We start from the raw sequence: 19,410 nt of genomic DNA on the forward strand, positions 1-19,410 counted from the left end.
CATGTCTGTTCCCACCACTCCCAACGGCACCCCCACCAAGATCACCCAGGGCGCGCAGACCCGGGGCGGCATCGGCGAGTCCACGCTCCGCCCGGACGGCACCCTCAAGGTCACCGGCGAGTTCGCGTACTCCTCCGACCTGTGGCACGAGGACATGCTGTGGGGGCAGATCCTGCGCTCCACCGTCGCCCACGCCGAGATCGTCTCGATCGACACCTCCGAGGCCCTCGCGCTGCCCGGCGTGTACGCCGTGCTGACGTACGACGACCTCCCCACCGAGGTGAAGCACTACGGCCTGGAGATCCAGGACACCCCGGTCCTCGCCCACGGCAAGGTCCGCCACCACGGCGAGCCGGTCGCGATCGTCGCCGCCGACCACCCCGAGACGGCCCGCCGCGCCGCCGCCAAGATCAAGGTCGACTACCGCGAGCTGCCCGTCATCACCGACGAGGCCTCCGCGACCGCCCCCGACGCGATCCTCGTCCACGAGAACCGCGACGACCACCACATCGGCCACGTCCCGCACCCCAACATCGTCCACCGCCAGCCCATCGTCCGCGGCGACGTGGCGGCCGCCCGCGCGCGGGCCGACGTGGTCGTGACCGGCGAGTACTACTTCGGCATGCAGGACCAGGCGTTCCTCGGCCCCGAGTCGGGGCTCGCCGTCCCCGAGGAGGACGGCGGCGTCCACCTCTACATCGCCACCCAGTGGCTCCACTCCGACCTGCGCCAGATCGCGCCCGTCCTGGGCCTGCCCGAGGACAAGGTGCGCATGACGCTGGCCGGCGTCGGCGGCGCGTTCGGCGGGCGCGAGGACCTGTCGATGCAGATCCACGCCTGTCTGCTCGCCCTGCGCACCGGCAAGCCCGTCAAGATCGTCTACAACCGCTTCGAGTCGTTCTTCGGGCACGTCCACCGCCACCCCGCCCGCCTGTACTACGAGCACGGCGCCACCCGCGACGGCAAGCTGACCCACGTCAAGTGCCGCATCGTGCTCGACGGCGGCGCGTACGCCTCCGCCTCCCCGGCGGTCGTCGGCAACGCCTCCTCGCTCGGCGTCGGCCCCTACCGGGTCGACGACGTGGAGGTCGAGGCCATCGCCCTCTACACCAACAACCCGCCGTGCGGCGCCATGCGCGGCTTCGGCGCGGTCCAGGCGTGCTTCGCCTACGAGGCGCAGATGGACAAGGTGGCGAAGGAACTCGGCCTGGACCCGGTGGAGTTCCGCCAGCGCAACGCCATGGAACAGGGCACGCTGATGCCCACCGGCCAGCCCGTCGACTCGCCCGCCCCGGTCGCCGAACTCCTGCGCCGCGTCAAGGCGATGCCGATGCCGCCGGAGCGCCAGTGGGAGTCCAGCGAGGGCGCCGACGTACGGCAGCTTCCCGGCGGCCTGTCCAACACCACCCACGGCGAGGGCGTCGTCCGCGGTGTCGGCTACGCGGTCGGCATCAAGAACGTCGGCTTCTCCGAGGGCTTCGACGACTACTCCACCGCCAAGGTGCGCATGGAGGTCGTCGGCGGCGAGCCGGTGGCCACCGTGCACACCGCGATGGCCGAGGTCGGCCAGGGCGGTGTCACCGTCCACGCCCAGATCGCCCGCACCGAGCTCGGTGTCGCCCAGGTGACCATCCACCCCGCCAACACCGAGGTGGGCAGCGCCGGTTCGACGTCCGCGTCCCGGCAGACCTACGTCACCGGCGGCGCCGTGAAGAACTCCTGCGAGCTGGTGCGCGAGAAGGTCCTGGAGCTGGGACGGCGCCGGTTCGGCGCGGCCCACCCGGCCTGGGCGACGGCGGAGCTGCTGCTGGAGGGCGGCAAGGTCGTCACCGACGGCGGGGAGGTGCTCGCCGACCTGGTGGACGTCCTCGGCGACGACGCCGTCGAGGTCGAGGCCGAGTGGCGGCACCGGCCGACCGAGCCCTTCGACCTGCGCACCGGCCAGGGCAACGGCCACGTGCAGTACTCCTTCGCCGCGCACCGCGCCGTCGTCGAGGTCGACACCGAGCTCGGCCTGGTCAAGGTCGTCGAACTGGCCTGCGCCCAGGACGTCGGCAAGGCGCTCAACCCGCTGTCCGTGGTCGGCCAGATCCAGGGCGGCACCACGCAGGGCCTGGGCGTGGCGGTCATGGAGGAGATCGTCGTCGACCCGAAGACCGCGAAGGTCAGGAACCCCTCCTTCACGGACTACCTGATCCCCACCATCCTCGACACGCCGACCATCCCCGTCGACGTGCTCGAACTCGCCGACGACCACGCGCCGTACGGGCTGCGCGGCATCGGTGAGGCCCCCACCCTCTCCTCGACCCCGGCCGTGCTCGCGGCGATCCGCGACGCGACGGGCCGGGAACTGAACCGCACGCCGGTCCGGCCGGAACACCTCACCGGCACCGCGTGACAGACCCTCCGGGCGGCGCCGGTGCCCGTCACCGCGCCGCCCGGAGCAGAGATCGTTCGTCTCGGGCCGTCCCCCGGGTCGTGCGGCCGATGCACCTTCCCAAATCCCGTATCCGCAGCCGCGCAAGACGGGTGCCCCTGTGAACCTTGGGAGTAGGCCCACATGACCCAGCAGTCACTGGAGCCGAGGACCGCAGCCGACGACGCGGGCGACGGCTCCCGCGTCCCGGCCGGCAGATCCTGGCTCGACCGGTACTTCCACATCTCCCGGCGCGGATCGAGCGTCGCGCGCGAAGTGCGCGGTGGCGTCACCACCTTCATGGCGATGGCGTACATCCTGCTGCTCAACCCCCTGATCCTGTCCGGCAAGGACGTGGCCGGGGACACCCTGGGCCGGCAGGCCCTGATCACCGCGACCGCCTTCGCCGCGGCCGCCACCACGCTGCTGATGGGCGCCGTCGGCAAGGTGCCGCTCGCGCTCGCGGCCGGCCTGTCCGTCTCCGGGGTGCTCTCCTCGCAGGTCGCCCCGCAGATGACCTGGCCGCAGGCGATGGGCATGTGCGTGGTCTACGGCGTGGTCATCATGCTGCTGGTCGTCACCGGCCTGCGCGAGATGATCATGAACGCGATCCCGCTCGCCCTCAAGCACGGCATCACCATGGGCATCGGCCTGTTCATCGCCCTGATCGGCTTCTACAAGTCCGGCTTCGTGCACCAGGGCAAGGCCACCCCGGTCACCCTCGGCCCGGCGGGCGAACTCGCCGGCTGGCCCGTGCTGCTGTTCGCCGGCACCCTGCTGCTGATCTTCATGCTCCAGGCCCGCAACGTCCCGGGCGCCATCCTCATCGGCATCGTCACCGGCACGGTCGTCGCCGCCCTGCTCAACGCCGGCGGGGTCGTCGCGGCCGGTGCCTGGGCCAACGGCGCGCCCGAACTGCACGGCAGCGCGGTGTCGATGCCCGACTTCTCGCTCTTCGGCCACGTCGACTTCGGCGGCTGGGGCCAGGTCGGCGCGATGACCGTCGGCATGATCGTGTTCACGCTGGTGCTCGCCGGGTTCTTCGACGCCATGGCGACCATCATCGGCGTCGGCACCGAGGCGCAGCTCGCCGACGACAAGGGCCGGATGCCGGGCCTGTCCAAGGCGCTGTTCATCGACGGCGCGGGCGGGGCGATCGGCGGCGTGTCCGGCGGCTCGGGCCAGACCGTGTTCATCGAGTCGGCGACGGGCGTCGGCGAGGGCGCCCGCACGGGCCTCGCCTCCGTGGTGACGGGCCTGTTCTTCGCCGCGTGCCTGTTCTTCACCCCGCTGACGGCGATCGTCCCCCAGGAGGTCGCGTCCGCCGCGCTGGTGGTCATCGGCTCGATGATGCTGATGAACGCGCGGCACGTCGACTGGGCCGACCGCGCCACCGCGGTCCCGGTGTTCCTCACCGTGGTGATCATGCCGTTCACGTACTCCATCACCGCGGGCGTCGCCGCCGGCGTGATCTCGTACGTCGCCATCAAGACCGCCCAGGGCCGGGCGCGGGAGATCGGGGCCTTCATGTGGGGCCTGACGGCGGTCTTCCTCGTCTACTTCGCCCTGCACCCGATCGAGAGCTGGCTGGGCGTCCACTGACGGCCCGCCCGACACCCCGTCCGCAGCGACCCGTTGAGGAGACCGAGCATGCTGGACATCGCCGAGGAACTGGACCGGTGGGTCGAGCAGGGGCGTGAGTTCGCCGTGGCCACCGTCGTGGCCGTGGGCGGCAGCGCGCCCCGCCAGCCGGGCGCCGCCCTCGCGGTGGACGCCGACGGCACGGCGATCGGCTCGGTCTCCGGCGGGTGCGTCGAGGGAGCGGTGTACGAGCTGTGCCGGCAGGCGCTCCAGGACGGCCGGACCGTCCTGGAACGCTTCGGCTACAGCGACGACGACGCCTTCGCCGTGGGCCTGACCTGCGGCGGCGTCATCGACGTGCTCGTCACCCCGGTCCGGGCGGGCGACCCCGCCCGCCCGGTGCTCGCCGCCGCCCTCACCGCCGCCGCGGGCGGCGGGGCGGCGGCCCTGGCCCGGGTCGTCTCCGGACCGGACGAGCTGCGCGGACGCGCGATGCTGGTCCGCCCCGACGGCTCCCACGAGGGCGGCTTCGGCGCCCACCCGGAACTGGACCGCACCGTCGCCGCGGAGGCCGGCGCCTTCCTGGACGCCGGGCGCACGGGCACCCTGGAGACCGGCGAGCGCGGCTCGCGCTGCGGCAGCCCGCTGACGGTCCTGGTGGAGTCCTCGGTGCCGCCGCCCCGGATGATCGTCTTCGGCGCGATCGACTTCGCGGCCGCCCTGGTGCGCGTCGGCCGGTTCCTCGGCTACCGGGTGACCGTGTGCGACGCCCGGCCGGTGTTCGCGACGCCGGCCCGCTTCCCCGACGCCGACGAGGTCGTCGTGGAGTGGCCCCACCGGTACCTGGAGCGCACCGAGACCGACGGCCGCACCGTCCTGTGCGTCCTCACCCACGACGCCAAGTTCGACGTACCGCTGCTGGAGCGCGCGCTGCGGCTGCCGGTCGCCTACGTCGGCGCGATGGGCTCGCGCCGCACCCACCTGGACCGCAACCGCCGGCTGCGCGAGGCCGGCGTCACCGACCTGGAACTGACCCGCCTGCGCTCCCCGATCGGCCTCGACCTCGGCGCCCGTACGCCGGAGGAGACGGCCCTGTCGATCGGCGCGGAGATCGTCGCGAACCGCCGCGGCGGCACCGGCGTGTCCCTCACCGGCGCCCACACCCCGATCCACCACGACCCGGCACCGCACTCCGGCGGCCGGATCGGCTCGGTGGCCTGAGCCCACGCCGGCGGCGAACACGGGCCGCCGGCCGCCGGTCCGTGGCTCAGGGCCGTTGATCCCCGGGCCCCGGGCCTCGGGCCGCCGGATGCCGGACGCCGGTCCGTGGCTCAGGGCCGTTGATCCCCGGGCCTCGGGCCTCGGGCCGCCGGACGCCGGTCCCCGCCGCCGGCCGCGGTCCGGTCGCCGGATGCCGATGGCCGGCCGCCGGACCGCCGTCCCCGGGTCTGCCGCTGACCCTCGGCCGACGGTCCCCGTCCGGGGGCCGCCGGGGAGCCGGCGCCCACCGGACCCCGCCACCGCCCCGGCCGCTACGGCGTCCGCAGCAACCGGTCCGCCGCGCGGCCGAAGACCCAGCGGCCCGCGCCGCGCAGCACCGGGTCGAAGAAGGCGGGGACGAGGCGGACGCCGATGTCCTCGGTCCAGCGGACGCGGGTCCGTCCGCCGGGTCGCGGTGCCACCTCGATCTCCGCCCAGCCGAGGACGACCCGGCCCCGCTTCTCCAGACGGCACAGGCCCGGTGCGTCGCCGGCCGGGGGCCGCCACACCGTGACCTCCATGCGGTCGTCGACGCGCAGCGGGCCGAGGACCGTACGGGCGACGAAGACGGTGCCCCGCCCGGTGGGCGGGGGAGTCTCCACCACCACCCGGGTCAGCGGGACCACGTCCCCGTGCCGGGACCACAGCGTGAGCCGGCGCCAGACCTCCTCGGGCGGGAGGGGAGCCGTGCGTTCGAGACGGAAGAGGGCCACGGGACGATCGTAGGCACCGGGACGGGCCCCGGCCCGCTCCCCGCCCCCGTGCGTCCCCGTGGCGCGGCCGACGGCCGGGCCGCCCACCGGCTCAGCGGTACACCTTCCCCGGCCGCGCCACCCCCGGCGCCAGCAGCTGGGGCACCGTCACGAAGACGAAGCCCCGCTCCTTGAGCGCGTCGACGATGCCCGGCACGGCCGGCACCGTCCCGTCGTACAGGTCGTGCAGCAGGATGATCCCGTCCCGGTCGGCCCCGGCCAGGACCCGGCGCCGGATGAGCGCGGGGTCGGTGGTCCGGTAGTCCTTGGCCGTCACCGTCCACAGCACCTCCGCCAGCCCGAGCTCGCGGCAGACCGCGTGCACGGTGTCGTCGGTGCGGCCCTGCGGCGGGCGCATCAGGGTGGGGCGCCGGCCGGTCAGGTGCTCTATCGCCTCGTTGGTGCGCTCCAGTTCCGCGCGTATCTCGTCGGGCCGGATCCGGGTGAGGATGCGGTGGTCCCAGGTGTGGCTGGCCACCTCGTGCCCCTCGGCCGCCATCCGGCGCACCAGGCCGGGGTACTTCTCGATGTGCCGCGCGCCCAGCAGGAAGAAGGTCGCCGGGACCCCCTTGTCCCGCAGGGCGTCCAGCAGGCGGGCGGAGTTCTCGCTCGGCCCCGCGTCGAAGGTCAGCGCGATGCACTTGACCTCGCGGCAGTCCACGCTCCCGAACCGCGCCTGGGCGGTCGGGCCCCCGGCGCCCTCGCTGCGGGCGCTGCTCGGACGCGTGGTGCCGGCCCCGCCGCACCCGCTCAGGGCCGACGCCAGGCACAGGGCCAGTAAGCACCCGAGCAACGCGTTCCCCGTCTTCTTCGTCCTCTTGCTCAGAGAAGGCATGTCCGGACTGTATACAGCGTGTAGACACGCAGCGTATAGTCCAACGGTTGTGCCCGGATTCAAGGCATGTGTCCTTTTCGTCTGGTTACTCGCTCCGTCACCCCGTGTAGGCGAGAGCAAGGAGGGCCCCATGAGCGCACGCACCTGGCGCCGGGCACTGGTGACCGGCGGGGCCGGATTCGTGGGATCGCACCTGTGCGGACGACTGCTCGACGACGGCGTCGACGTCGTCTGCCTCGACAACCTGTCCACCGGCTCCCGCGCCAACGTCGCCACGCTGGAGCAGCGCCGGGGCTTCACCTTCGTGCACGGTGACGCCACCGACCCCGCCGCCTGGCGCGCCCTGCCCGGCCGCTTCGGCCTGGTGCTGCACTTCGCGTGCCCCGCCTCCCCGGTCGACTACCTGCGCCTGCCGCTGGAGACGCTCGACGTCGGCAGCACCGGCACCCGGTACGCCCTGGAGCGCGCCCATACCGACGGCGCCCGCTTCCTGCTCGCCTCCACCTCCGAGGTGTACGGCGACCCCCTCGAACACCCCCAGTGCGAGGGCTACTGGGGCAACGTCAACCCCGTCGGCCCGCGCAGCGTCTACGACGAGTCCAAGCGCTTCGCCGAGGCCCTGGTCACCGCGCACCGCCGGGTCCGCGGCACCGACACCGCCATCGTGCGCATCTTCAACACCTACGGGCCCCGCATGCGCACCGGCGACGGCCGCGCCGTCCCCGCCTTCGTCGCCCAGGCCCTCGACGGCGCACCGCTCACCGTCGCCGGCGACGGCAGCCAGACCCGCTCCCTGTGCTACGTCGACGACACCGTCGAGGGCGTCCTCGCCCTGGCCGCGTCCGGCGAGACCGGACCCGTCAACATCGGCGGCGGCGACGAGATCACCATGCTGGAGCTGGCCCGCCGGATCATCGAGCTGACCGGCTCCGCCTCCCGGATCCGCTTCGTGGAGCGCCCCGTCGACGACCCCGGCCGGCGCCGCCCCGACACCCGGCTGGCCCGCGAGCGCCTCGGCTGGGCGCCCCGGGTCGACTGGAGCGAGGGCCTGGAGCGCACCATCGGCTGGTTCACCCGCGCCCAGGCCGCCTGAGCCGGCCGAGGGCGGTCGGCACAGCCCCGTGAACGCAACCGCACCGCGACCGGGACCCCGCGGCCGCCCGCGGTCGCGCACGGTCACCGCCGCTCACGCACGGCGAAAATCCGGCCCGTTGCCGTGGAAGTTGTCTCCAAGTGTTTGAGACAGCCCTCTTCAGGCACCCGCCAGGTGCAAAGCACGCAAAAGAACCAAATCCGACACAGTGCCGCCCGGGACGGAGTCACCCCCATGCGCATCCTCGGCATCAACGCACTCTTCCACGACCCGGCCGCCGCCCTCGTCGTCGACGGGGAGGTGGTCGCCGCCGCGGAGGAGGAGCGCTTCAGCCGCCGCAAGCACGGCAAGCGGCCGGTGCCGTTCTCCGCCTGGGAGCTGCCCGAGCTGTCGGCCCGCTGGTGCCTGGAGCACGCCGGGGTCCGCCCGGCCGAGCTGGACGCCGTGGCCTATTCCTTCGACCCCCGGCTGGCCCGTCCGGCCGCCGACATGGGCCTGTACGACCCGTGGGACGCGCTGCGCCTGGAGTACGCCCGGCGCGCCCCCGAGTTCCTCGCCGAGGCCCTGCCCGGCCTGGACCCCGACCGGGTGGTGCACGTCCCGCACCACGTGGCGCACGCCGCCTCCGCCGGACCGGCCTCGCCCTACCCCGACAGCGCCGTCCTCGTCCTCGACGGACGCGGCGAGTGCGCGAGCCACCTCGCGGGCCGCTACCGCGACGGCAAGCTCGACACCCTCGCCACCCAGGCGCTGCCCCACTCGCTGGGCCTGGTCTACGAGGACCTCACCGCCCACCTGGGCTTCCTGCGCAGCAGCGACGAGTACAAGGTGATGGCCCTCGCCTCCTACGGCACCCCCCGCTTCCTGCCCGAGCTGCGGACCCACGTCCACGCCACCGGCGACGGCGGGTTCCGCGCCCACGGCGTCGACTGGGCCGCCCTCGCCCCGGCCCGCGCGCCCGGCGAGCCCTGGACCCGCGACCATGCCGACCTCGCCGCCAGCACCCAGGCCGTGCTGGAGGAGACCCTGCTCGACCTGGTGCACTGGCTGTACCGCACCGCCGGCGGCGACGCCCTCGCCCTGGCCGGCGGGGTCGCCCTGAACTGCGTCGCCAACTCGAAGATCGCCGCGCGCGGTCCCTACGGCCACGTGTGGGTGCAGCCCGCCGCCGGGGACGCCGGCACCGCGCTCGGCGGCGCCCTGCACCTCGCCGAGGACCCGCGGCCCATGCCGGGCGCCGACCTCGGCCGCGGCTGGAGCGAGGAGGAGCTGCGCGCCTGGCTCGACTCCGCCGCCGTCCCCTACGAGCGGCCCGACGACGTCGCCGAGACCGTCGCCGAGGAGCTGGCCCGGGACGGGATCGTGGCCTGGTTCCAGGGCCGCAGCGAGTACGGGCCGCGCGCCCTCGGCCACCGCTCGCTGATGGCGCACCCCGGGCGCGCCGAGAACCTCGAACGGCTCAACTCCGTCAAGGGCCGCGAGGAGTTCCGCCCCGTCGCGCCGATGGTCCTCGCCGACCGGGCCCACGAGCTGTTCGCCGGGCCGCTGCCCAGCCCGTACATGCTGTTCGTGCACGACGTGGCGCCGCAGTGGCGGGACCGCATCCCGGCCGTGGTGCACGTCGACGGCACGGCCCGCATCCAGACCGTCGCCGAACGCCAGGAGCCGCTGGTGGCGCGGATGCTGGCCGCCTTCGAGCGCCGCACCGGACTGCCCGTCGTCGTCAACACCAGCCTCAACACCGCCGGCCGGCCCATGGTCGACGACCCGCGGGACGCCCTGGAGTGCTTCGGCTCCGCGCCGGTCGACCTGCTGGCCATCGGCCCGTTCGTGGTGCGGCGCGGCCGCATGTACGACGGCCGTGAGGCGCCGGGGCACGCCCGGGCGGCGCACGGGCACCCCGCGCCCGCCGAGCGGCCTGCGCACGGGCCCTTCCAGGGAGAGGCGGCCGTATGAGCAGCCCCGCCTACACCGTCGTCGTCCCCACCCTGGTGCGGGACACCCTCGCCGACTGCCTGGCCGCGCTCGTCGCCGCCCACGGCCCGCGGCCCGAGGCGATCGTCCTCGTCGACGACCGCCCGGAGCCCGACCCGGCGGCGCTGGAGCACGCGCTGGCCGTCCTCGGCGAACTCATCGACCGCACCACGGTCCTGCCGGGCGGCGCCCGCGGACCGGCCGCCGCCCGCAACACGGGGCTGCGCGCCGTCACCACCCCGTGGGTCGCCTTCCTCGACGACGACGTGCAGGTCGGCCCGCACTGGTGCGACCAGCTCGCCCAGGACCTCACCGACGCCGGACCCGACACCGCCGCGGTGCAGGGTGTGCTCGCCGTGCCCCTGCCGGGGGAGCGCCGCCCCACCGACTGGGAGCGCACCACCGCCGGCCTCGCCCGCGCCCGCTGGATCACCGCCGACATGGCCTACCGCACCGACGCCCTCAAGCAGGTCGGCGGCTTCGACGAACGCTTCCGCCGCGCCTTCCGCGAGGACGCCGACGTCGCGCTGCGCGTCCTCGACGCCGGCTGGCGGGTTCAGCGGGGCCGGCGCACCACCCGCCACCCGGTGCGGGCCACCGACCGCTGGGTCTCCCTGCGCAACCAGCGCGGCAACGCCGACGACGCGCTGATGCGCGCCCTGCACGGCCCCGACTGGTGGGAGAAGGCGGCCGCCCCGCGCGGCCGCATCCGCGCCCACCTCGCCATCACCGCGGCCGGGCTCGCCGCCTGCGCGCTGGCCGCGGCCGGCCGGCCCCGCGCCGCCGCCCTCGCCGGGCTCGGCTGGGCGCTGGGCACCGCCGAGTTCGCCCGGGCCCGCATCGCTCCCGGACCGCGCACCCGGGACGAGGTGACCACCATGCTCGCCACCAGCGTCCTCATCCCGCCCGCCGCGAGCTGGCACCGGATCAGCGGCGCCTGGCGGCACCGCTCCGCCCCGCCCTGGCGGGAGGTGGCCCGGTGAACCGGCCCGTACCCCACGACCGCCGCATCCGGCTGGTGCTGTTCGACCGCGACGGCACCCTCGTCGAGGACGTCCCCTACAACGGCGACCCCGACCTGGTCCGCCCCGTCCCGCACGCCGGCGAGGCCCTGGCCCTGCTGCGCGCCCGGTCCATCGCCACCGGCGTCGTCACCAACCAGTCGGGCGTGGCCCGCGGGCTGCTGAGCACGGCCGACGTACGGCGCGTCAACGAGCGCGTCGACGCCCTCCTCGGCCCGTTCGACGCGTGGGCGATCTGCCCGCACGGCCCCGACGACGGCTGCCACTGCCGCAAGCCGCAGCCCGGCATGGTCCTCCAGGCGGCCGCACGGCTCGGGGTCCCGCCCGACGAGACCGCCGTGATCGGCGACATCGGCGCCGACGTCGAGGCCGCCCGCCGGGCCGGCGCCCTGGGCGTCCTGGTGCCCACCCCGGTGACCCGCCCCGAGGAGACGGCCGCCGCCGAGCACGTCGCCCCGGACCTGCTCACCGCCGTACGGGCCCTGCTGCCGGCCGGGCCGCCCCAGGGGCACGTCCCCGACGACGAACGGCCCCCGGCCGTCCTGTCCGCGTCCGACCGGAGGCCGCGATGAGGGCCCTGGTCACCCGGCTCGACAGCTTCGGCGACGTCCTGCTCGCCGGGCCCGCGATCCGCGCCGTCGCCGCCCGCGCCGACCACGTCACCCTGCTGTGCGGCCCCCTCGGCGCCCCCGCCGCCCACCTGCTGCCCGGCGTCGACGAGGTGCTGGTCTGGGAGGCCCCCTGGGCCGGCTTCGAGCCGCCACCCGTGCGCCGCGCGGACGTCGAGGAGCTGATCGCGTCCGTCCACGCCGACACCGCGCTGGTCCTCACCTCCTTCCACCAGTCCCCGCTGCCCACCGCGCTGCTGCTGCGGCTGGCCGGCGTCGCCCGCATCGCCGCCGACAGCGAGGACTACCCCGGCTCCCTCCTCGACGTCCGCCACCACCGCGCCCCGCACGCCCACGAGGTGGACGCCGCCCTCGACCTCGCCGAGGCCGCCGGCTTCCCCCGGCCCGCCGACACCCGGCTGCGGATCCTGCCCCCGCCCGACACCACCGCCCTGACCGGCGCCGGCCCCTACGTCGTCGTGCACCCCGGGGCGAGCGTCCCGGCCCGCGCCTGGAGCCCAGCCCGCTGCGCCCAGGCGGTGCGCGCACTCGCCGACGCCGGACACCGCGTCGTGGTGACCGGCGGCCCCGGCGAACGCGCGCTGACCCGCCGCGTCGCCGGAGCCGACGGCGTCGACCTCGGCGGGCGCACCGGCGCCCCCGAGCTGGCCGGCGTCCTCGCCCGCGCCGACACCGTCGTCACCGGCAACACCGGCCCCGCCCACCTCGCGGCGGCCGTCGGCACGCCCGTGGTGTCGCTGTTCGCCCCCGTCGTACCGGCCGAGCGCTGGCGGCCCTACGGCGTCCCCTGCGTGCTGCTCGGCGACCAGGGAGCGCCCTGCGCCGACAGCCGCGCCCGGCAGTGCCCCGTCCCCGGGCACCCGTGCCTGGAGTCCGTGACCGCCCACGACGTCCGACTGGCCGTGGAGAAGGTGAGGCAGGCGTGAGGATCCTGATCTGGCACGTGCACGGCTCCTGGACGACGGCGTTCGTCCAGGGACCGCACACCTACCTCGTCCCCGTCACCCCCGACCGCGGACCCGACGGCCTCGGCCGCGCCCGCACCTGGGACTGGCCGGACAGCGTCGTCGAGGTCCCCCCGGAACGCCTGCGCCACACCGAGGTCGACCTCGTGGTCCTCCAGCGCCCGCACGAACTCGCCCTGGTCGACCGGTGGCTGGGGCGCCGCCCGCCGCTGGTGTACGTCGAGCACAACGCCCCGCACGGCGACGTGCCCGACACCCGGCACCCGGTCGCCGACCTGCCCGGCGTCACCCTCGTCCACGTCACCCACTTCAACCGGCTGATGTGGGACAACGGCCGCGCCGCGACCGAGGTCGTCGAGCACGGGATCATCGACCCCGGGCACCGCTGGACCGGCGAACTCCCGCACGGCGCCGTCGTCGTCAACGACCCGGTGCGCCGCGGCCGCACCACCGGCACCGACCTGCTGCCCGTGTTCGCGGACGTCGTGCCGCTGGACGTCTTCGGCATGCGCACCCACCAGCTGGACGTGCCCGGCACCACCACGCACGACCTGCCCCAGCACGCCCTGCACGCCGAGCTGGCCCGCCGCCGGGTGTACGTCCACCCGGTCCGCTGGACCTCGCTCGGCCTGTCGCTCCTCGAGGCGATGTTCCTGGGCATGCCGGTCGTCGCGCTCGCCACCACCGAGGTGACCGAGGCGGTGCCCGAGGGCGCCGGGGTGGTCTCCAACCGCCTGGACGTCCTGACCGACGCCGTACGGGACTTCGTCGCCGACCCGCTGCACGCCCGCCTGATCGGCGAGGCCGCGCGGGCCGCGGCGCTCGCCCGCTACGGGCTGACCCGCTTCCTGAACGACTGGGAGCGGCTGCTGAAGGAGGTGACCCGATGAGGATCGCCATGGTGTCCGAGCACGCGAGCCCGCTGGCCGCGCTCGGTGGCGTCGACGCCGGCGGCCAGAACGTGTACGTCGCGCGGCTCAGCGAGGAACTCGCCCGCCGCGGCCACGACGTCACGGTCTACACCCGCCGCGACTGCACCGACCTGCCCGACCGGGTGCCGCTGCCCGGCGGCGGTGTCGTCGAGCACGTCCAGGCCGGCCCGCCCGAACCGGTGCCCAAGGACGAACTCCTGCCCTACATGCCCGGGTTCGGCGCCCGGCTGGCCGCCGCCTGGCGGCACGAGCGGCCCGACCTGGTGCACGCCCACTTCTGGATGTCCGGCATGGCCGCCCGGATCGGCGCCCGCCCGCGCGGCGTCCCGGTCGTGCAGACCTTCCACGCCCTCGGCACCGTCAAGCGCCGCCACCAGGGCCGCCGGGACACCAGCCCCGGCGAACGCATCGGCATCGAGCGCCAGATCGGCCGCGGCTGCGCCCGGGTCCTGGCCACCTGCGCCGACGAGGTGTACGAACTCGCCGACATGGGCGTGCCGCCGCAGCACGTGTCCGTCGTGCCGTGCGGCGTGGACGCCGAGCACTTCCGGCCCGGCCGGCCCGGCACCGACGTTCCCGCACGGCGGGAGCGCCACCGGCTGCTCGCCTGCGGCCGCCTCGTGCGCCGCAAGGGCTACGACCGCGCCATCCGCGCCCTGACCCGGATCCCGGACGCCGAACTCCTCCTCGCCGGCGGCCCGCCCGCCGGGCTGCTGGAGGCCGACGACGAGGCCGAGCGCCTGCTGCTGCTGGCCGAACGCCTCGGCGTCGCCGACCGCGTACGGCTGCTCGGCGCGGTCGACCCGGCCCGGATGCCCGCCCTCATGGGCAGCTCCGACCTGGTGCTGTGCACCCCCGACTACGAGCCGTTCGGCATCGTCCCGCTGGAGGCCATGGCCTGCGGGGTGCCCGTCGTCGCCACCGACGTCGGCGGCCACCGCGACTCCGTCGCCGACGGCACCACCGGGCGGCTCGTCCCGACCGGCGACCCCGCGGCGATCGCCGCGACGGTCCGCGAACTCCTCACCGACGAACGGCTGCGCCGCCGCTACGGCGCCGCGGGCCGCGACCGGGTGATGGCCCGCTACACCTGGCAGCGCGTCGCCGACGGCGTCGAACAGATCTACCGGCAGGTCGTGGTCAGCCACACCCTGCCCTCGGAGTCCACGGAGGTGGCGTGATGAGCGTCCAGGAGACCACGGCCGTCGCCCACTGCGACCAACTCGCCCAGGCCATCCGCGCGTTCCGCGGCTCCGCGCACCGCACCGAGCACTGGGGCGAACGGCTCGCCGACGTGCTCTGCGGCGGCGGCCGGCTGCTCGCCGCCGGCAACGGCGGCAGCGCCGCCCAGGCCCAGCACCTGACCGCGGAGATCGTCGGCCGCTACCGCGACGACCGGCCGCCGTTCTCCGCGATCGCCCTGCACGCGGACACCTCCGCCACCACCGCCATCGCCAACGACTACGGCGTCGACCAGGTCTTCGCCCGGCAGGTCCGCGCCCACGGCCGCCCCGGCGACGTGCTGATGCTGCTGTCCACGTCCGGCGCCAGCGCCAACCTGCTGTCCGCGGCCGCCGCCGGCCGCGGCGCCGGACTGCGCGTATGGGCGCTGACCGGACCCGCGCCCAACCCGCTGACGGCGGGCAGCGACGAGGCCCTGTGCGTGGCGGCCCCCGTCGCGGCGACCGTCCAGGAACTGCACCTGGTGGCCGTCCACATGATCTGCGCGGCCTTCGACGCGGCCGTGGAACGGCGCCACGGGTGACGTCCCCGCGCCCGTGGCCCGCCGACCGCACCCCGACCGGAGGTGACATGACCGTGAACGCCCCGCTGGTCGTCGTCGGAGACGCCCTGCTCGACCGGGACCTCACCGGCACCGCCGACCGCCTCGCCCCCGACGCGCCCGTCCCGGTCGTCGCCGACTGCGCCGAACACCTGCGGCCCGGCGGCGCCGCCCTCGCCGCCTACCTCGCGGCGCGCGACGGCCGCCCGGTCACGCTGGTCACCGGGATCGGCGACGACGCGGCGAGCCGGGCCCTGCTGCGCCTCCTGGACGGACACGTCGAGGTGATCGCGCTGCCGCTGACCGGGCCGCTGTCGCAGAAGACCCGGGTGCTGGCCCGCGGCCGGCCCGTCGTCCGCCTCGACGCGGGCTCCGGCCGGGTCCGCGAGGCCACCGCCGAGGCCCGCGAGGCCCTGCGCCGGGCCCGCGCCGTCCTCGTCTCCGACTACGGCCGCGGCGCCGCCGACGCCCTGCGGGACGTCCTCGCCGAGCACCCCCCGCTGGTCTGGGACCCCCACCCGCGCGGCGGGCCGCCCGTGCCCGGCACCCGGCTCGTCACCCCCGCCGCGAAGGAGGCCCGCGCGGCCGCCGAGGGCGGCGAGAGCCTGCGCGACCTGTCCCGCGCGGCCGCCGACCTGGTACGGCGCTGGCGGGTCCCCGCCGTCACCGTCACCCTCGGCGCCCGCGGCGCGCTGCTGTCCTACGGCGAGAACCCGCTGCTGGTCCCCGCGCCCGCCGCGCACCACGGCGACCCGTGCGGCGCCGGCGACCGCTTCGCCGCCGCCGCGGCCGGGCTGCTCGCCGACGGCGCGCTCGTCGAGGAGGCCGTCGAGGGCGCCGTCCGCGCCGCGACCGAGTTCGTCGGGGCCGGGGGAGCGGGCGCCGCCCTGGACCCCGCCGACGCGCCCCCGCCCGTGGACGACCCGCGCGCCCTGATCGACGCCGTCCGCGCCCGGCAGGGCACCGTCGTCGCCGCCGGCGGCTGCTTCGACCTGCTGCACGCCGGGCACGTCGGCCTGCTCCAGGCGGCCCGCCGGCTCGGCGACTGCCTCGTGGTGTGCGTCAACTCCGACGCCTCCGTGCGCCGCCGCAAAGGCGAGGGCCGCCCGGTCACCCCGCTCGCCGACCGGGTCCGGGTGCTGCGCGCCCTCGCCTGCGTCGACGCGGTGGCCGTCTTCGACGAGGACACCCCCGAACGGCTCCTGGCCGACCTGCGCCCCGACATCTGGGTCAAGGGCGGCGACTACGAGGGCGCCGACCTGCCCGAGGCGGCCCTGCTCCAGGAGTGGGACGGCCAGGCGGTCCTGTTGCCCTATCTCGACGGCCGGTCCTCCACCGCCCTCATCGAGCGCGCCGCCGAGGGCCTCACCCGCACCGGCGCACCCGACGGCGCCCCCCGACCCGCCGACCGCACCGTTTCCGGGACCGGCTCCTGGACCGCGGAGGGCGTGCGGTGACCGGACGCCTCCTCGTCCTGCGGGCCCTCGGCCTCGGCGACCTGCTCGCCGGGGTGCCCGCCCTGCGCGCCCTGCGCCGCGCCTTCCCCGGCCACGAACTGGTCCTCGCCGCGCCCGCCGAGCTCGCGCCGGTCGCCCGGGCCACCGGCGCCGTCGACCGGCTGCTGCCCGCCGGCGCCCCCGGCCGGGCCGTGCCCCGCAGCCTCGACTGGACCGGGCCCCCGCCCGACGTCGCCGTCGACCTGCACGGCAACGGCCCGCCCAGCCACCGCCTGCTGCAGGCCCTGCGCCCGCGGCGCCTCCTCGCATTCGCGCACCCCGGGACCCCCGAGATCGAGGGCCCGCCCTGGTACGCCGAGGAACACGAACGCGCCCGCTGGTGCCGCCTGCTGGAGGCGTACGGCATCCCCGCCGACCCCACCGACCTGCGGCTGCCCCGCCCGGCCGGCCCCTCCCCGGCACCCGGCGCGGTCGTGCTCCATCCTGGCGCGGGCGCCCCCTCCCGGTGCTGGCCCCTCGACCGGTACGCGGTCGTCGCCGAGGCCCTGCGCGAGCGCGGCCTGCGCGTCGTCGTCACCGGAGGCCCGGGCGAGGACGACCTGGTCGCCGGGCTGGCCAAGCGGGCCGCGCTGCCCGACACCGACCTGTTCGGCGGCGGACTGCCCTTCCCGCGGCTGTCCGCGCTCGTCGCCGGCGCCCGGGCCGTGGTCAGCGGCGACACCGGCGTCGCCCACCTCGCCGTCGCCCACGCCACCGCGTCGGTGACCCTGTTCGGACCCACCCCGCCCAGCCGCTGGGGCCCGCCGGACGACGCCCGCCACCAGGTCCTGTGGCACCCCGGCCCGGACGGCGACCCGCACGGCACGGAGCCCGACCCGGCCCTGCTGCGCATCCGACCCGAGCACGTCCTGACAGCACTGGACCGGCTGCCATGACCCACACGACCCACTCCCGCACCGGCGTCGTCATCGCCACCCGCGACCGCGCCCCCCGCCTCGCCCGCACCCTGGACCACCTCCTGGCGCTGCCCGAGCGGCCCGAGATCCTGGTCGTCGACAACGCCTCCCGCGACGACACCCCGGCCCTGCTCGCCCGCCACCACCCCCGGGTGCGCACCCTGCGGCTGCCCGCCAACCGCGGCGCCCTCGCCCGCACCGAGGGCGTCCGCGCCCTGGGCACCCCCTACGTCGCCTTCAGCGACGACGACTCCTGGTGGGCGCCCGGCGCCCTGGAACGCGCCGCCCGCCACCTCGACGCCCACCCGCGGCTCGGCCTGCTCTCCGCCCGCACCCTGGTCGGCCCCGCCGCGGAGCCGGACCCGCTCAACGACGTCCTCGCCGGCTCCCCGCTGGGCCCCGCCGAGGACCTGCCCGGCGTCCAGGTCCTCGGCTTCCTCGCCTGCGCCTCCGTCGTCCGGCGCGACGCCTACCTCGACGCGGGCGGCTTCCACCCGGTGCTGTTCTTCGGCGGCGAGGAGACCCTGCTCGCCTACGACCTCGCCGCCCGCGGCTGGGGCGTCACCCACTGCCCGGACGTCGTCGCCCACCACCACCCGCCCCCCGCGCCCCCGGCGTCGCGCGCGGGCCGCAGCGCGCTGTTCCGCCGCAACGCGCTGCTCACCGACTGGCTGCGCCGCCCCCTGCCGCACGCCCTGGCCCGCACCCGGGACCTGGCCGCCGAGGCCCGCCACGACCCGCAGGCCCGCAGCGCCCTGCGCCAGGCGCTGGTCCGGCTGCCCGCCGCGCTGCGCGCCCGCCGCCCGCTGCCCCCGTACCTCGAAGAGGCCGCCCGCACCCTGGACGGAGCCCCCCGATGAGCGACCCGCGCCTGACCGTCGTCGTCATCACCCACGACCGGCGCCCCGAACTCCTGCGCACCCTCGACCGCCTCGCGGCACTCCCCGAGGAGCCCCCGGTGATCGTCACCGACAACGGCTCCACCGACGGCACCGCCGAGGCGGTCGCCCGCCGCCACCCCGGGGTGACCCTGCTGCGCCCCGGACGCAACCTCGGCGCGATCGGGCGCAACCTGGCGGTCCGTCAGGTGCGCACGCCCTACGTGGTGTTCTGCGACGACGACACCTGGTGGGACCCCGGCTCACCCGCGGGCGCGGCCGACCTGCTGGACCGGCACCCCGCGCTCGCCTCCGTCACCGCCCGGATCGTCGTGGAGCCCGGCGGCACCGACGACCCCATCGTCGAGGAACTGCGCGCCTCCCCGCTGGCCCGGCCGTCCTGGATGCCCGGCCCGGTCCTCGGCTCGTTCCTCGCGGGCGCGACCGTGCTGCGCACCGACGCCTTCCGCACCGCCGGCGGCTTCCACCCCCGGCTGTGGCTCGGCGGGGAGGAGGAACTGCTCGCGGCCGACCTCGCGTCGGGCGGCTGGTGGCTCACCTACGCCGACCACCTGACGGTCCACCACCAGGCGTCCACGGTGCGCGACCCCACGCTGCGCCGGGCCCACGGCATCCGCAACACCCTGTGGTTCACCTGGCTGCGCCGCCCGCTCCGGCCCGCGCTGCGCCGCACCCTGTTCCTGGCCCGCACGGTCCCGCGGGACAGGGTCTCGCTGCGCGCCTTCGCCGAGGCCGCGGCGGCCCTGCCCTGGGTGCTCAGGGAACGGCGCGTGCTGCCCGTCGAGGTGGAGGAACGGTTCCGCCTGCTGGAGGACGTCCAGCGCCGGTCGACGGCGCGGCAGTACACGGGGTGACC

17 protein-coding genes are annotated in these 19,410 nt (G+C 76.1%); 15 read left to right on the forward strand and 2 right to left on the reverse strand.

Annotated elements, in window-relative coordinates:
* Window position 1 precedes the first annotated feature (1 nt).
* The 3 genes from AQJ30_RS06180 to AQJ30_RS06190 all read left to right on the forward strand — a co-directional run bounded on the left by AQJ30_RS06180 (window position 2) and on the right by AQJ30_RS06190 (window position 5,218).
* Window positions 2–2,398, forward strand: coding sequence for a xanthine dehydrogenase family protein molybdopterin-binding subunit (locus AQJ30_RS06180; RefSeq protein WP_067229629.1), 2,397 nt, complete (start codon window positions 2–4; stop codon window positions 2,396–2,398).
* 162 nt (window positions 2,399–2,560) lie between these two features.
* On the forward strand, window positions 2,561–4,018 hold the full coding sequence (locus AQJ30_RS06185; protein WP_067229631.1) for an NCS2 family permease: 1,458 nt from the start codon (window positions 2,561–2,563) through the stop codon (window positions 4,016–4,018).
* Window positions 4,019–4,066: 48 nt separating this feature from the next.
* Window positions 4,067–5,218 carry an XdhC family protein gene (locus tag AQJ30_RS06190; RefSeq protein WP_067229633.1) on the forward strand — a complete coding sequence of 384 codons (1,152 nt, stop codon included), beginning with the start codon at window positions 4,067–4,069 and terminating at the stop codon, window positions 5,216–5,218.
* A 311-nt stretch (window positions 5,219–5,529) separates the two neighbouring features.
* Here the strand turns inward: AQJ30_RS06190 and AQJ30_RS06195 are convergent, their stop codons facing one another.
* A complete protein-coding gene (locus AQJ30_RS06195; protein ID WP_067230882.1) occupies window positions 5,530–5,970 on the reverse strand; it encodes an SRPBCC family protein in 441 nt (146 codons plus the stop codon).
* 91 nt (window positions 5,971–6,061) lie between these two features.
* The gene (locus AQJ30_RS06200; RefSeq protein ID WP_067229634.1) at window positions 6,062–6,844 is read right to left on the reverse strand and encodes a polysaccharide deacetylase family protein; all 783 of its coding nucleotides are present in this window, start codon (window positions 6,842–6,844) and stop codon (window positions 6,062–6,064) included.
* 130 nt (window positions 6,845–6,974) lie between these two features.
* On the opposite strand from AQJ30_RS06200, the gene AQJ30_RS06205 reads away from it, so the two are divergent.
* The 12 genes from AQJ30_RS06205 to AQJ30_RS06260 all read left to right on the forward strand — a co-directional run bounded on the left by AQJ30_RS06205 (window position 6,975) and on the right by AQJ30_RS06260 (window position 19,408).
* Entirely contained in the window at window positions 6,975–7,937 is a 963-nt protein-coding gene (locus AQJ30_RS06205) for an NAD-dependent epimerase/dehydratase family protein (protein ID WP_067229638.1), read from the forward strand.
* A 234-nt stretch (window positions 7,938–8,171) separates the two neighbouring features.
* Window positions 8,172–9,893 (forward strand): carbamoyltransferase family protein, encoded by a 1,722-nt coding sequence (locus AQJ30_RS06210; protein ID WP_079083861.1) that lies wholly within the window; start codon window positions 8,172–8,174, stop codon window positions 9,891–9,893.
* A complete protein-coding gene (locus AQJ30_RS06215; protein WP_067229641.1) occupies window positions 9,890–10,894 on the forward strand; it encodes a glycosyltransferase family 2 protein in 1,005 nt (334 codons plus the stop codon). Before AQJ30_RS06210 ends, AQJ30_RS06215 begins: the two co-directional genes overlap by 4 nt.
* Window positions 10,891–11,505, forward strand: a complete 615-nt coding sequence (locus AQJ30_RS06220; protein WP_067229644.1) for a D-glycero-alpha-D-manno-heptose-1,7-bisphosphate 7-phosphatase — start codon at window positions 10,891–10,893, stop codon at window positions 11,503–11,505. The genes AQJ30_RS06215 and AQJ30_RS06220 overlap by 4 nt, the downstream gene beginning before the upstream one ends.
* Window positions 11,502–12,488 (forward strand): glycosyltransferase family 9 protein, encoded by a 987-nt coding sequence (locus tag AQJ30_RS06225; RefSeq protein WP_067229647.1) that lies wholly within the window; start codon window positions 11,502–11,504, stop codon window positions 12,486–12,488. Before AQJ30_RS06220 ends, AQJ30_RS06225 begins: the two co-directional genes overlap by 4 nt.
* A complete protein-coding gene (locus tag AQJ30_RS06230; RefSeq protein ID WP_067229650.1) occupies window positions 12,485–13,417 on the forward strand; it encodes a glycosyltransferase in 933 nt (310 codons plus the stop codon). The genes AQJ30_RS06225 and AQJ30_RS06230 overlap by 4 nt, the downstream gene beginning before the upstream one ends.
* Window positions 13,414–14,640 (forward strand): glycosyltransferase, encoded by a 1,227-nt coding sequence (locus AQJ30_RS06235; protein ID WP_067229652.1) that lies wholly within the window; start codon window positions 13,414–13,416, stop codon window positions 14,638–14,640. The genes AQJ30_RS06230 and AQJ30_RS06235 overlap by 4 nt, the downstream gene beginning before the upstream one ends.
* Complete coding sequence (locus AQJ30_RS06240; protein ID WP_067229655.1) at window positions 14,640–15,224, forward strand: D-sedoheptulose-7-phosphate isomerase; 585 nt, start codon at window positions 14,640–14,642, stop codon at window positions 15,222–15,224. The genes AQJ30_RS06235 and AQJ30_RS06240 overlap by 1 nt, the downstream gene beginning before the upstream one ends.
* Before the next feature lie 47 nt (window positions 15,225–15,271).
* Window positions 15,272–16,699, forward strand: coding sequence for a D-glycero-beta-D-manno-heptose 1-phosphate adenylyltransferase (gene rfaE2, locus AQJ30_RS06245; RefSeq protein WP_079083935.1), 1,428 nt, complete (start codon window positions 15,272–15,274; stop codon window positions 16,697–16,699).
* The gene (locus tag AQJ30_RS06250; protein ID WP_067229661.1) at window positions 16,696–17,634 is read left to right on the forward strand and encodes a glycosyltransferase family 9 protein; all 939 of its coding nucleotides are present in this window, start codon (window positions 16,696–16,698) and stop codon (window positions 17,632–17,634) included. The genes rfaE2 and AQJ30_RS06250 overlap by 4 nt, the downstream gene beginning before the upstream one ends.
* Window positions 17,631–18,515, forward strand: a complete 885-nt coding sequence (locus AQJ30_RS06255) for a glycosyltransferase family 2 protein (RefSeq protein ID WP_067229664.1) — start codon at window positions 17,631–17,633, stop codon at window positions 18,513–18,515. Before AQJ30_RS06250 ends, AQJ30_RS06255 begins: the two co-directional genes overlap by 4 nt.
* Window positions 18,512–19,408, forward strand: coding sequence for a glycosyltransferase family 2 protein (locus AQJ30_RS06260; RefSeq protein ID WP_067229666.1), 897 nt, complete (start codon window positions 18,512–18,514; stop codon window positions 19,406–19,408). The genes AQJ30_RS06255 and AQJ30_RS06260 overlap by 4 nt, the downstream gene beginning before the upstream one ends.
* Window positions 19,409–19,410 lie beyond the last annotated feature (2 nt).

The sequence above is a fragment of the Streptomyces longwoodensis genome, from assembly GCF_001514125.1.
In the GTDB taxonomy this organism is placed as follows: domain Bacteria; phylum Actinomycetota; class Actinomycetes; order Streptomycetales; family Streptomycetaceae; genus Streptomyces; species Streptomyces longwoodensis.